This is a genomic window from Helicobacter saguini (genome assembly GCF_000762875.2).
In the GTDB taxonomy this organism is placed as follows: domain Bacteria; phylum Campylobacterota; class Campylobacteria; order Campylobacterales; family Helicobacteraceae; genus Helicobacter_A; species Helicobacter_A saguini.
This window is the reverse complement of the sequence record NZ_JRMP02000017.1, coordinates 1-13,427: the sequence shown is the minus strand read 5'-3', so window position 1 is coordinate 13,427 and position 13,427 is coordinate 1. Positions and strand designations below refer to the sequence as shown.

The 13,427-nt window shown below is 35.9% G+C and carries 12 protein-coding genes and 1 pseudogene; 10 read left to right on the top strand and 3 right to left on the bottom strand.

The genetic code is table 11. The features are described 5' to 3' along the window. Positions 1 to 20: 20 nt before the first annotated feature. The 5 genes from fliG to LS64_RS09515 all read left to right on the top strand — a co-directional run bounded on the left by fliG (position 21) and on the right by LS64_RS09515 (position 4,611). Entirely contained in the window at positions 21 to 1,052 is a 1,032-nt protein-coding gene (gene fliG / locus LS64_RS09535; protein WP_034572495.1) for a flagellar motor switch protein FliG, read from the top strand. Beyond that, positions 1,039 to 1,845 carry a flagellar assembly protein FliH gene (gene fliH, locus LS64_RS09530; protein WP_034572493.1) on the top strand — a complete coding sequence of 269 codons (807 nt, stop codon included), beginning with the start codon at positions 1,039 to 1,041 and terminating at the stop codon, positions 1,843 to 1,845. Before fliG ends, fliH begins: the two co-directional genes overlap by 14 nt. 260 nt (positions 1,846 to 2,105) lie before the next feature. Then, positions 2,106 to 2,366 (top strand): hypothetical protein, encoded by a 261-nt coding sequence (locus tag LS64_RS09525; RefSeq protein WP_034572490.1) that lies wholly within the window; start codon positions 2,106 to 2,108, stop codon positions 2,364 to 2,366. A 375-nt stretch (positions 2,367 to 2,741) separates the two neighbouring features. Then, on the top strand, positions 2,742 to 3,518 hold the full coding sequence (gene fliR, locus LS64_RS09520) for a flagellar biosynthetic protein FliR (protein WP_034572489.1): 777 nt from the start codon (positions 2,742 to 2,744) through the stop codon (positions 3,516 to 3,518). 10 nt (positions 3,519 to 3,528) lie between these two features. Then, positions 3,529 to 4,611 carry a bifunctional chorismate mutase/prephenate dehydratase gene (locus LS64_RS09515; RefSeq protein ID WP_034572486.1) on the top strand — a complete coding sequence of 361 codons (1,083 nt, stop codon included), beginning with the start codon at positions 3,529 to 3,531 and terminating at the stop codon, positions 4,609 to 4,611. 83 nt (positions 4,612 to 4,694) lie between these two features. Here the strand turns inward: LS64_RS09515 and LS64_RS09510 are convergent. After that, a pseudogene (locus LS64_RS09510) lies at positions 4,695 to 5,443 on the bottom strand (IS1595 family transposase). A gap of 204 nt (positions 5,444 to 5,647) precedes the next feature. Between LS64_RS09510 and LS64_RS09505 the strand changes: the two are divergent. Next, a complete protein-coding gene (locus LS64_RS09505; protein ID WP_034573593.1) occupies positions 5,648 to 7,015 on the top strand; it encodes a hypothetical protein in 1,368 nt (455 codons plus the stop codon). A gap of 54 nt (positions 7,016 to 7,069) precedes the next feature. Here the strand turns inward: LS64_RS09505 and LS64_RS09500 are convergent, their stop codons facing one another. Together LS64_RS09500 and LS64_RS09495 are read right to left on the bottom strand one after the other, a co-directional pair. Further along, positions 7,070 to 7,738: a metallophosphoesterase family protein gene (locus LS64_RS09500; protein WP_034573596.1), complete on the bottom strand. Its 669-nt coding sequence runs from the start codon at positions 7,736 to 7,738 to the stop codon at positions 7,070 to 7,072. A gap of 136 nt (positions 7,739 to 7,874) precedes the next feature. Next, positions 7,875 to 9,011: an FtsW/RodA/SpoVE family cell cycle protein gene (locus tag LS64_RS09495; RefSeq protein ID WP_034573599.1), complete on the bottom strand. Its 1,137-nt coding sequence runs from the start codon at positions 9,009 to 9,011 to the stop codon at positions 7,875 to 7,877. Positions 9,012 to 9,267: 256 nt separating this feature from the next. Between LS64_RS09495 and lptB the strand changes: the two genes are divergently transcribed. From lptB to LS64_RS09475, 4 genes are all read left to right on the top strand, one after another. Next, complete coding sequence (gene lptB / locus LS64_RS09490; RefSeq protein ID WP_118949452.1) at positions 9,268 to 9,990, top strand: LPS export ABC transporter ATP-binding protein; 723 nt, start codon at positions 9,268 to 9,270, stop codon at positions 9,988 to 9,990. Positions 9,991 to 10,060: 70 nt separating this feature from the next. Then, on the top strand, positions 10,061 to 10,864 hold the full coding sequence (gene kdsB, locus LS64_RS09485; RefSeq protein WP_034573605.1) for a 3-deoxy-manno-octulosonate cytidylyltransferase: 804 nt from the start codon (positions 10,061 to 10,063) through the stop codon (positions 10,862 to 10,864). A gap of 151 nt (positions 10,865 to 11,015) precedes the next feature. Next, a complete protein-coding gene (locus tag LS64_RS09480) occupies positions 11,016 to 12,197 on the top strand; it encodes an MFS transporter (RefSeq protein ID WP_052062688.1) in 1,182 nt (393 codons plus the stop codon). Positions 12,198 to 12,246: 49 nt separating this feature from the next. After that, a partial coding sequence (locus LS64_RS09475; protein WP_138127322.1) for a hypothetical protein occupies positions 12,247 to 13,427 on the top strand: 1,181 nt, incomplete at its 3' end.

Here is a 13,427-nt window from a genome sequence, read left to right as displayed (position 1 = left end):
ATTCTATAAAAGGAGCAAACATGGCAATGGTATTAACGCAAAAGCAACGTTCGCAGTATGACGAGCTATCAATGAGCGAAAAAGTCGCAATATTGCTAATCCAAGTGGGCGAGGAAATCACAAGCGAAGTTTTCCACCACTTAGATATAGAATCTATTACTGAAATAAGTAAGCACATAATGCAGCTAAGCGGCACGGACAAGGCAATCGGCGCGGCTGTGCTAGAAGAGTTTTACACCATTTTGCAATCTAATCAGTATATAAATTCTGGTGGTGTGGATTATGCACGCGAATTGCTAATTAGGACTTTGGGACCAGATGTAGCAAAACGTGTCTTAGATAAACTAGCCAAAACTATGCAATCTACGAAAAACTTTGGCTACTTAGATAAAGTTAAACCACAACAATTAGCCGACTTTATCGTAAATGAGCACCCGCAAACTATCGCGCTTATTCTAGCACACATGGATTCAGGTGGCGCAGCAGAGACGCTTGGCTTTTTTACTGATGAATTGAGAGCGGAAATCTCCATTCGTATGGCAAACTTAGGGGATATTTCTCCATCAGTTGTAAAACGCGTTTCTGCCGTGCTAGAGCAACAAGTAGAATCACTTACAAGCTACAAAGTCGAAGTGGGCGGACCGCGTGCCGTTGCCGAGATGTTTAACCGCATGGGACAAAAAACTGCGAAGGCTACTTTGGCACAAATCGAGCAGCGTGACGAGCAGTTGGCTAATGAGATTAAAGAGATGATGTTCACATTTGAAGATATGATTAAACTTGATAAGTCTGCTATTATTGAGATTCTAAAAGTTGCGGATAAAAAGGACTTGGCGTTGGCGTTGAAGTCTAGTGCGGATGAGTTGAAACAGAAATTTATGAGTAATATGAGTTCAAGGGCGAGCGAGCAGTTCGCAGAAGAGATTCAGTTCTTAGGTGCGGTAAAAGTGCGCGACATTGAAGCCGCTCAAAGAAAAATCATTGAAATCGTGCAGAACTTGAGCGAACAAGGTCTAATCCAGCTAGGAGAACAAGACGATGTTGTCGCGTAGTCATAATTTAATCCAAGAAGAGCAAATCGATAAGCACACCGTGAATAAATACGAGTTTAAGGCAATCGAGCATTCAATCCCCACGCCCATAAAGTCGGGGACACAAACTGCGGAGGTTTTAAGCGAAGAGGGCGAGGCAGATTCTAATGCAATGATACCAAATACTGCTAGCAGTGCGTCTTTAGAAAAAGAGCTGATTGAAAAGCTGCTACATAAAAGTGATGAATTGTCAGGGAATCTTGCAAAGCTTGAAATGCAGTTTGAAAAGTCCCAAAGCAGTATGCAAGAAGAGCTAGAAAAAGCGCGTGAAGAATCCTATAAAAGGGGCGTAGAAGAGGGCAAAAATGAATTGCGTGATACTTTGGAGGTAGAAATTAATGCGGAGCGTGAAAAAATCGTGCAGAGTTTAATCACGTTAGAAAACACACTAAAGCAGTCTCAAACGCACTTAGAGGCACTTGAAAAAGAGCTAAGTTCAATCGCCATTGATATGGCAAAAGAAGTGATTGTAAAAGAAATTGATGAAAACTCACAAAAGGTCGCCTTAGAGCTTACACGTTCGCTACTTTCAAGCATTATGGATGCGACACAAGTGTGCGTAAAGGTAAATCCTATCGATTATGTGTATTTGAAAGAAAACTTAAAAGATAGAGAAAAAGTGCAAATCGAAGCCGATAACGCCGTCTCACGCGGCGGCGTAGTGATTACGTCAAATCTAGGGAATCTAGATGGCAACATAATGTCGCGCTACAAAATGCTAAAACAATCAGTCCTTGATAGCCTACATGATTAGAATCTAGAGATTTTCACTTCTTATATAACAAAGGATTTTATAAATAATAATTTTTATCCTTTAAAATTATAAATTTCATACAAGTGACAATTTTTGATAGCATAAAGTAAAAAAAATTAGAATTTTTGTAAATTTTTATAAAAAGTTAATGTTTTATTAATAAAAATTACATATAATGTAACTCGTTAATTTTACCTAACGCTACAAATTGTATTTTATTGTATTATTTCGTAGCGAAAATTCAATATAAAGAGGTGATTATGACTATTGAGAGTTTTGAAAATCAGCTAAGGGTGCTGAAGCTAAAGAAAAAAGAGTTTGCGGCTATGGTTAATGCTGGATATACCGGTGTTGTTGGTTGGAATACGCGTGGGAGTACGCCTGAGTGGGTTGATAGTTGGCTTGAGAATTATGCTAAGGCAAAGAAATACGATGAGATTCGCGCTATTATTGAGGATAAGCTAGATGCTGATGATAGAGAGGCGGATAAGGCTCAAATCTATGGCGGTATGAATATTTAATGTTAATAATATTAATGTGTTTTGATTGCTAATTTTATGATTATAGATTTCATTGCAGCCATACAATCGTAATATTGATGATTAGCTTCTGATTTTGTAAGAGATTCTTGATTATATTAATTGTTTTGTGTGGTGGGTTGTGTTGTTTGTGATTATAAATTTTAAAGTGTGGTGTTTTTATTGAGTGTCTCATATCTTGTACTTTATGTAAAAAAATTTTATTTTCTAAGGTTACATCTTTAGTTGAATATTGAGTGAGATGAAAAATTTGTTGTCAATATTGTTTTTCTCAGCGTAGTTTATTCTTTCTAGTTACTTGGATATTACACACTTTATAACATCTTATTAGATTAAGATTCTACGAAGCGAGGTAAAATGCTAGATTTCCTACCATATATTACTAATACGAATGTGATGGCGTTTATGCTGTTGCTACTGCGGTTTGGCGGGATTTTGGCGTTTTTCCCATTTTTTGATAATCAGCTTGTGCCGATTTCTGTGCGCGCCGCTCTTGCATTTATCCTTGCGGTTGTGTTTATGCCGCTTGTGAAAGATGTCATCGTGTATAATAGCTTGAGCGAATTTATGTTGGCAGGCATTTTTGAAGTGCTGCTAGGCTTTGTGTGCGGGCTTGTGCTGCAGATTATTTTTTCTAGCATTGTGTTTGCCGGCGACCTTGCGAGCTTTACAATGGGGCTAACGATGGCTAGTGCGTATGACCCGATGAGCGGCAGCACAAAGCCCATTGTCTCGCAGGTCATCGTCTTTCTCGCGCTCCTTGCCGCGCTGCATTTTAACTACCATTATATGCTACTTGAAATCATAGCGCGAAGCATTAATGACACGCCGCTTGGGGGCTTTCGCCTGCCTGATGATGCCTTGCGTTACTTTATCACCGCGTTTGGCAATATGATTGTGGTAGGTTTCAGCATGGCGTTTCCTATTATCGCGGTGCTGCTTTTGAGCGATATTATTTTTGGTATGATTATGAAAACGCACCCGCAGTTTAACCTGCTTGTAATCGGCTTCCCTGTCAAAATCGGCATTGCCCTTGTGATAATCGCTATCATTGTGCCGAGTTTCATTGACATTTTCCGCGATGATTTGAGCGATGGGATGAAGACGATTTGGAAGATTCTAAGAAATGAGTAAAGGAGAAGTTATGGAATCTAAACTTTCTAAAATTCGAAACAATATTGATAAAATAGATAAAGAAATCATAACTTTACTAAATTCTAGATTTAAATATGTGAAAGAAATCGGTGAGATAAAATTAAAAAATAACGCTAGCATTTATCGCCCAGATAGAGAAAAAGAAATAATAAAAAAACTTACCGCTACTGCGCGAGATTGCAGCCTTGAAAACATTAATACGCAAATTATTGAGGCGATTTTTTATGAGATTTTTAGCATCGCTAGAAACTTGGAATCTCCGCAAAAAGTCGCGTTTTTAGGACCGCTTGGTAGTTTTACACAAGAGGCAGCTCATGCTATTTTTGGGAATTTAAGCGAATATGTGGGGCTAAGTAGCATTAGCGCGGTCTTTGACGCCCTGCAGCATGGCAATGCAAAGTATGGTGTCGTGCCGATTGAAAACAACACAAATGGCGTGGTTGGCGAGTGTATCGACAATTTGGCACGATATGATTTTAAGATTATAAATGAGATTATTTTGCCTATTCATCATTGTTTTGCGTGTGCGTGCGAGCTAAGTGAGGTGAAAAGAATCTACACAAAAGACATTGTTTTTGGGCAGTGCAGCGACTTTTTGCGCGATTATAATTTGCAAAATGTAGAGCGAATTGAGACTAGTTCGACTGCGATTGGCGCGAGTAAGGCGGCGGCTGATAAGGCTGGGGCGGCACTTTGCTCGGCTGTGGCGGCAAACTTGGTTCGCATTCCCATTATGTTTAGCAATGTGGAAAATTCTAGTCAAAATAAAACTCGCTTTGTTGTAATTAGCGACTTTTCTAATAAAAAGGGTGAAAATAATAAAACATCTATTTTTGTGGTAATTAAGGATTTTGAAAAAAGTGGGGCATTGTTTCAATTATTGAAAGATTTTAAGGAAGAAAATATCAATATTACTAAGATTGACTCGCGTCCTATCGTGGATAAAGATGGCTTTAAATATGGCTTTTATATGGATTTTTTAGGGCATAAGGATGATTCTAATATACAAAAGATTTTTAAAAAACGCGCTAATGAAATAAAGTGGCTTGGGAGCTACCCAGCATTTGAGTGATGTATCAACGGATAAAAAACATAGTGTGTCTTAAAAATTATTTCATATATGTTTTTTTTTTTTTTTTGTATAATTAATATGGCTCAAGACAACTTAAGCGGATATTTTCTAATCAATTTTAGTAAAATTTTATACAAATCTTTACCTTCATTTTTCTAAAGAAACTTCGTTTTGACATTATATCTAAATTACTAAAGAAACTTCGTTTTCTAAAGAAGCTACGCTTTCTGTTTCTTTTAAATGCAAGTAAAAATTTTCTTTTTTTATGCCTTTAAATTTTGCTAAACGATGCTTGGCATAACCCCAAAAATTCTCAATTCCATTGATGTGATTTTTACCATTTACAAACTCATTTTCACTATGTTTTACTTTGTAATGGGCTAGCGCTCCAAAATCTACTAAAGCATCATAAGATTTCCACGTATCACTATAAATTATAGAATCTTTAAGGCTATAAAACTGCGTTATTATCGGTATTAGTTCATCTTTAGAGCAATTTTTTACAATTTGTGTATATACTTTTCCATTGCGTTTTAGCATGCCAAAAACAGGCGTTTTTTTGCTAGCTCCTCTGCCTTTTTTGCCCTTTACTCTTTTTGGTCCAAAGTAGGATTCATCCACTTCAATTTCACCTTTTAATTGTGAAATTTTTTCGCATTCTTTTGCCATCAATTTACGAATTTCTTTGAATATTTTATTGAGAGAATTTCTAGAAATTTTGCAAATTTTAGCGATTTTTACTGCCTCAAAACGCAGTTTCTTTAGTAATATCAAGACAAAAATGCCACAAAATCTCTCTAAATTTAGCCTCCGAAATTCGTGAACGTATTATAAACCCATTTTTCTAAGGTCGTAATCATAACTTAAAGCCCCTTTAAAAGAGCTTAAGTTGTCTTGAGCCAAATATATATTTTGTGAATCTTGTGGCAATGCTAAAAAGAGCGACAAAAAAGATATATCAAAAGTATGGTATTGTAGCGATACTTGTCAGCTAACAGAATTTACTTGCAATGCGTTAAGCGAGGAGCTAAATCCTTTGCGTTTAAAAAATGAAAGCGAAAGTGAATATAATGCAAGAAAAGATTCTAATATAAAAGAATTTGATAGATTAATGGATGGCTTTATGGTAGATAGCAAGGATAAAGGCTTGGCTGCTCAAATTGTAATACCAGCTATTAGCGTAAAATATGCAAATTTTGATTTTATTAATAACACAAATGCAATTGATAGTAAAAATTCACAAAATATAGAATCTATTTATTTTAAAGATTCTAATTTAGGCTTTAAAACTTTATTTGATGAAAATGACAACTTTAAATACAACAATAAGCAAATTGAAGTGCCATTAAATCAAGGCGAAAAATATATATCCTTGCTAGAAAATAAACTAACAAATATAAATGCAAGTGAAATAATAAAAACAGGACATTTTACTTATGATGTAGCTAAGTTAGAGGCTAAATTTGGCTATAAAATTATATCTTATAATGAAAATACAAGCCAACTAAATACTAATTTAGAATGTGGAATTTCATTTTTAATGAATATTCTAATTTGCTACAATAATTCTAAAGATAAAGATATAAAAGAGGCTATAAGACAAGCTTTTATTATAGAGTTAAAAACAGGCTCGAAAACATTTAGCACAAATTTTCTAAGTAAGCAAAAAGAAGAAAAGCTAGTTGAAAGCATATCAGATTCTACAATGCAAAAAAATATAGGAAAATTGGTAGGCAAAGGCTTAGGTAAAATAATAGAGAAAAAATTTGCTAAATCTACACTTGGTAATTCAGCTTTGCGCGGGACAATGATTACAGCGGCTGCTACTATGGCGGTTACTTCTGGCTTAGAATTAATGCAGATGGCAAGGAAAAAGATTTCTGGCACACAATGCGTTATAAATCTTATTAAAAATGCTAGTGAAGTTACAGGGGGCGCGGCTGGGGCTGTTGTGGGAGCTCTTGCGTTGTCATTTATCCCTGTTGTGGGAACTCTTGCTGGTGGTTTGCTAGGAGGAATGCTTGGTGGAATGCTAGGAGGAATATTGGGTGAAAAAGCTACAAGTGGTTTAGAAGATGATATGAGTAAAAAATATAGAATCTTTTATGGACACATGACGCGTCTTGCTATGCTTTTTAAATTATCAAGTGATGAAATGCAAGAGTTTAGCGATTTAGTAGATTCTATAATCAATGCAGATTCTAAGTTTTTTGAAAGTGAAGATTTTAAGGTGAATGAAATGTTGCCTTATTCAAATTCAATCTTAAAGCCACTTGTTGTAATGATAGTTTCAAAGCGACCAAAACTAGATTTAGAATCTTTAAATTCGCAATATATTAATAACGTTGTAAAAGAAGAAATTGCTGAATTAGAAAGTTTAGAATCTAATAAAAAAGCTAGTTAATACCACACTAGATTCTATGGAAATTTATTTAGATTCTATAATTTATAGAATCTTTTACCCATTCGCCCAGTCACTTAGAATCTCGCGTAGTCTTCGCGGTTTAAAATCAAGCTTTTCCGTGCTAACATTGCAGCAATACTCCTGCACGCTACTTCGCACGTGAATATGCCCATGAATATTAATCTCACAACCCGCCAACGCATACGCATAGTCGATAATATCACGCGCCTTGCAGTATCTGTCGTTTTTTTTACGCTCGCCAACAGGAAAATGGCTAAACATAATCTTAAGGTTATTCACCACGACCACAAGCGCGCACGCATAAGGGTTTTTAAGCTCCTCGCCCCACTTTTTTTTCATCGCCTTTTTCAGCTCACTTTTTTCATTAGAATCTAGTTTAAATTTGATTTTTGAGATAACTTTCCAACCAAAATCCTTGTTAAGATTCTCGCATTTGCCGATGTCGTTATTGCCCAAAATTAGCGTTTTTTTGCCATTTAGTTTCGCAATAGATTCCACACCACTACCTGCAAACACATCGCCTAAATGCAGCACGCAATCTTGCTCCCCAACAACCTCATTCCATCGCGAGATAGCCAGCTCATCAAAGCTCTTAAAATGCGTGGCATTCAGCGTCACAGCGCGGATAGGATATTTTTTTATCGCCATTTTATCGCCAAAATGAGTATCCGAAATCACAAAAGTCTCAGGCGTAATTTTCACTTTTTTTAACCTTTTTTGCTTAAGTTTAAAGGTTAAAATATTAGCATTTATTTTGTTTTCTTTTGGGAAATTATGGAATCTTTTGGGATGAATTTGAGTAAAATGTAGGAAATATTTGTTTTACTAATCATTTATGCTAATGTCTTCTAATCCTAGGTAATCTTTTTAAGCTAAACGGGCTTGTGCCTTCATTAAATGTAGAAAAGCTAAAGCGGAAAGTCAAAGCAGATTCAAACATCGCAATTAGCACGATAAAAGTCATAAAACTACTCCCACCATAGCTAAAAAGCGGCAGCGGAATGCCAACCACAGGGGCTAGCTCCATAGTCATCGCGATATTCACACTCGCATACACGAAAAAAAGCATAGCAAGGCTACTTGCAATCACTTTCAAAAAATAATCCTGCGAATCTAAAAAGCAAAACGACAACAAGTGCATCACAATGCCGATATAAAGGGCAATGAGCAATATCGCACCCACAAAGCCAAACCGCTCCACAAAATGCGCGAAAATAAAATCGCTTGTCGCCACAGGCAGAAATTTCAAATTTGACTGCGTAGCATCTTCCTTACTCTTGCCCTTAAAGCCGCCGCTGCCTATGGCAATAAGGCTTTGCTGCACTTGCGAACTCGTATCACCTGTGACAAGTTTCATAATCCTATCGACCTGATAGGGCTTTAGGACAAATTTAAAGGCAATCGGCGAAAACAACAACGCACCCACAAGGCAAGTAATCCAAATTTTTTTATTCACGCCAATCACAAAAAGCATCCCATAGCCCATCGCAAGCACGATTATGGCACTACCCAAATCAGGCTCTTTTAAAATCAGCAAAAATGGCAGCAAAATAAAAAAACTAATCTTGCCAAACTCAAGCCATCCATAGCCATCTTTTGGCGGCGGATTATTGCTAATGTGACGCGCTAAAAAAAGAACAAGTGCGATTTTGACAGGCTCGCTAGGCTGCAGTGAAAAGCCACCGATATTAATCCAACGCTGCGCCCCTAGCTTTGTTGTGCCGATAAACTCGACCGCGACAAGTAGCAAAATGCAGATTCCATAAAAAATAGTTATACTTTTTGTAAGGTAGCGAAGCGGTATAAAAAATACAAATAAAAAAATAAAAATGCTTAAGAATACATAGCTAAGCTGCCTTGTAAGAAGCGTTTGAGATGTCTCACTAAGCAAAAATGAACTCATAAAAATAATGGGCAAAATGAGTGCAATCAAAATATAATCAAAATGTGTCGTAATCCGCGAATTTGCTATCAAAGCCTTGTCCTTTATGGGGTTTAGAATCTAGATTCTATAATTATATTAAAAATATTGTGTAGAATTCGCAAAAACAAAATTTTATCCTAATGTATTAACAGCAAGAAATTGTATTGTTTAGAAATGATACAAGCAAAATTGTGCTATACTCCTATAGCTTAAATAAATTTTTAAGAATTAACTTTAGAATATTTTAAATAATTTAATCCATATAACTTCATAGAATCTAAATTTAAAAGGTAATCAAATGAGCCAAATCTCCACATTAAAAGCCCAGAATCTAAGCAAAACAATTAAAAAAACGCGCATAGTCCAAGACATCACTTTAGAGCTTAAAAATAACGAGGTGGTAGGACTTTTAGGTCCAAATGGCGCGGGGAAAACGACTACTTTTTATATGATTTGCGGACTTTTGGAGCCTAGTGGTGGCAAGGTTTTTTTGGATGATACAGACATCTCAAACCTGCCGCTGCACACGCGTAGCAATCTTGGCATAGGCTATCTGCCACAAGAATCAAGCATTTTCAAGGACTTAAGCGTGGAGGATAATCTGCTCCTTGCCGCGCAAAAGGCGTTTAAAAGCAAAAAGGAAATGCAGACGCGAATTGAGCAAATGCTAGAGGCATTCAACATTGAGGCGATACGCGATAGACGCGGCATTAGCCTTAGTGGTGGGGAGCGGCGACGTGTGGAGATTGCGCGCGCACTCGTCAAAAATCCAAAATTTGTCCTGCTAGATGAGCCTTTTGCGGGGGTTGACCCCATCGCGGTGCTTGATATTCAGCGAATTATCGAGACGCTTGTGGGGATGAATATCGGCGTGCTAATCACCGACCACAATGTGCGAGAAACGCTTGGCGTGTGCCACCGCGCGTATGTTATTCGCTCTGGCAGCCTTTTTGCAAGTGGCAATGCAGATGAAATTTATAGCAACCCACTTGTTAGAAAATACTATCTTGGCGAACATTTTAAGGCGTAAATATTTGCATTATTTTTGATTTTATTAAAATTTAGCTAGAATATTAGCATCTAATTTCAAGGACTTTAAAATGATAATAATCCCAGCGAGGCTTGCTAGTACGCGATTCCCAAGCAAGATTCTAAGTGATATAGGCGGTGTGCCGATGTTTATCAAATCCGCACAAAACGCCGCAAAAGTGGGAGATGTAGTCCTCGCCCTAGATTCTAATGAAACGATGAAAATCGCGGAAAAATTTGGCATAAAAGCCGTGCTAACTAACCCAAATATCCCAAATGGCTCTCTTCGCTGCCTTGAGGCAAGTAGGATTTTGGGCTTAAAAAGCGATGAAATTATCATAAATTTGCAGGCTGATGAGCCGTTTTTAGAATCTAGCGTGATACAAGCCCTGCAGGATTGTATGCAAAAGGACGTGTTTATGGCGACTTGTGCTAAAGTGATTGATTATAAATCTGCGTTAAGTCCAAATATCGTAAAAGTCGTGTTAGATTCTAATTCAAACGCTATATATTTTTCGCGCGCTTTAATCCCGCACCACCGCGATTTTGAGGCTCTTTTAGATTCTAAAAATCTTATAGAATCTAGTTTTCAGACTCCAAAAATAGATTCTAAAAATTCCTTAGATTCTAACAATTTAGATTCTAAAAATACGCCTAACTTTTTAGGGCATTTAGGGCTTTATGGCTACTTTAAAGAGAGTTTGGAGGAAATTTCAAATTTGAAAGAATGCGAGTTAGAAAATATCGAAAAGCTAGAGCAACTCCGCGCTATTTACTACAATAAAAAAATAAAAGTCGCCATAGTAGAGAGCCAAAGCATAGGTATTGATACGCAAGAAGACTTAGAATCTGCCCGAAAAATCTATGGCTTTTAACTTACTATTGATGTGGTTATTATATTATCATGGATATTTTATTTTAGATAATGTTGTATGTTTATAGAATCTAAAGGTATAAATTTAGTAAAATTATAATTTTATTTGTAAATAAATTAATATTTAAAATATGAATAAAAGGCTAAGTTTTATGCAAAAAAATTACAATATTTTGAATTTTTATTTTTTCTGTATTGCGTTTATTAATTTTTGCATTTCGTTTTGTTTTTACCTTAGCATTGTGATTAGCACGGGTTTTGCGATTGATATTTTGGGTGAAAGCACGAGTAATGCGGGGCTTGCAAGCGGTATGTTTATCATCGGCACAATGGCGGCGCGTCTATCAATCGGTAAAAGCCTTGATAATATCAATTTAAAGAAGTGGCTATTTTTTTCACTTATTATATATCTAATTATTTCGCTATTATATTTCATAAGTTATAACTTTTGGATTCTAATAATTACTCGCTTTTTGCATGGTTTTAGCTATGGAATCTGCTCTAGTATTTGCGCTGTTATCGCTACGAGACTTATTCCTAGTTTTAGGCGTGGGGAGGGCATTGGATATTATGCCTTAAGCATTGTTTTGGCTTCTGCTCTTGCGCCATTTTTAGCGATTTATTTAGCACAACAAAATCTTTATAAACTTAGCTTTTTTATAATGTGTATAATTACAATATTAGCAATATTAGCAATTTTTACTATGAAAGTTAGGGAAATTAAAAGGGGAGTAAATATAAAGATTCCAAATTCAAAGGCTAACTTTTTTCATAAAATATTCGACTTTTTTGAACCAAGTAGCGCTAGAATCTGCCTTATAATTTGCCTTATTGCGGCTTGTTTTGGCGCGGTTTTGAGTTTTATCGGCGATTTTAGTATGCAGCGAGATTTGGTGTTTGCTGGCTCGATTTTCTTTGTCGTGTATGCGGTAACTTCGCTATTTGGGAGACCTATTGCGGGACGCATTTTTGATAAAAAAGGGCATAATATTGTCCTAATTTCCGCACTTGTTTTTTTTATTTTAGCACTAATTTTAATCGCATTTGCAAAAAATTCATGGATGCTAATTTTAGCGGCAGTTTTCACAGGGCTAGGCTATGGCAACTTTTTCTCATCAGGGCAAAGCTACGCAATAAAGGTCGCTCCAAAGGACAAAGTGGGATTAGCCACAAGCAGCTACTACATCGCCCTAGACTTTGGAATGGGCGTGGGACCTTTCTTTTTGGGCTTTGTGCAGTCTGGTTTTGGGTATGGAGCGATGTTTTTAGTGTGCGCATTTATCGTGTTTTTGGCACTTGTTTTTTATTATTTTTTAATCGCAAAAAGGGCGTAAATATGATAAAATTCCGCGTTAAACTTATGATTAGTATTAAGGTAAAATAATGAGAAATAAAATATTACAGAATCTAGATTCTAAAAATCGTAGTTTTAATTCTAAAAAGTTAGGGAATATGGAATCTAGATTTTATAAAAGTATTGAATCTAGCAACTTAGATTCTAAAAAAGTTATAGAATCTAAAATTATAAAAAACGTGGATTGCCACGAAAATTCTTGTGAATTTTCTCTCAATGACAATAACAAAGATTCTATAAAAAACATAGAATCTAGAAATATAAAAATTCAAAACGTAGAATCTAGAAAAGCGAAATTAGATTCTAAAAACAAACAAACAAAAACGTCAAGCGATAGCTTGACATTAAAAAAAATAAAGGCACGAAGTGCCAACCTTGTGAGCCCGCCTGTCGCTAGTCGCGAAAAAAGCGAAATAGCGAATGCAGAAGTGCATTCGCCGCTTTTTTTGCAAAGCGACAGATTAGCGGGGCTCTCCCCCTTTGAAGACAAAAGCGGCTACTTTTTTTGCCACAAAAGAAATTTTTGGGGGGCGCAAGGTGGGGGATTTGCACTTTTTTGCGCAAAAGACTCGCAAGAAATAAAAAACGTTTTGTTGAAAAATAGCGACTTTAGAAAACTAGATTCCACAGAATCTATAAAACAAGATTCTATAAAATTAGCAACTTTAGAATCTAGATTCTATCAAAATATCAAATTTAATAATTTAGATTCTAAAATAGTTATGGAATCTAATTTGCAAAATTTTAAAAAGTTAGATTCTAAAACGCAAAATTCGCAGTTGCAAGATTTCTATAAATCTATTCCCAAAGAGCCACCCATTTATAAGATTAAAACAAATCTTGCAACTGCGAATTTTGCTAGTAACGTCGATGAAAATATAGAATCTAAAAATGTGGATTCTAAGAAAATTGACGTAGATGTTTCGCTTACGCTCAACATGACAGAAAACTTAGAATCTAGATTCTATAAAAATATCAAATTTTATAATTTAGATTCTAAAAAAATTATAGAATCTAAAACTATAAAAAGCGTGGATTGCCACGAAAATTCTTGCAATGACAGCAAAGATTCTATAAAAAACATAGAAAATCAAAACATAGAATCCAGAAAAGCGAAATTAGATTCTAAAAACAAACAAACAAAAACGTCAAGCGATAGCTTGACATTAAAAAAAATAAAGGCACGAAGTGCCAACCTTGTGAGCCCGCC

Excerpts from the sequence above, each read along its gene's own strand:
- fliG (WP_034572495.1), top strand. The coding sequence starts at position 21 with ATGGCAATGGTATTAACGCAAAAGCAACGTTCGCAGTATGACGAGCTA.
- fliH (WP_034572493.1), top strand. The coding sequence starts at position 1,039 with ATGTTGTCGCGTAGTCATAATTTAATCCAAGAAGAGCAAATCGATAAG.
- LS64_RS09525 (WP_034572490.1), top strand. The coding sequence starts at position 2,106 with ATGACTATTGAGAGTTTTGAAAATCAGCTAAGGGTGCTGAAGCTAAAG.
- fliR (WP_034572489.1), top strand. The coding sequence starts at position 2,742 with ATGCTAGATTTCCTACCATATATTACTAATACGAATGTGATGGCGTTT.
- LS64_RS09515 (WP_034572486.1), top strand. The coding sequence starts at position 3,529 with ATGGAATCTAAACTTTCTAAAATTCGAAACAATATTGATAAAATAGAT.
- kdsB (WP_034573605.1), top strand. The coding sequence starts at position 10,061 with ATGATAATAATCCCAGCGAGGCTTGCTAGTACGCGATTCCCAAGCAAG.
- LS64_RS09480 (WP_052062688.1), top strand. The coding sequence starts at position 11,016 with ATGCAAAAAAATTACAATATTTTGAATTTTTATTTTTTCTGTATTGCG.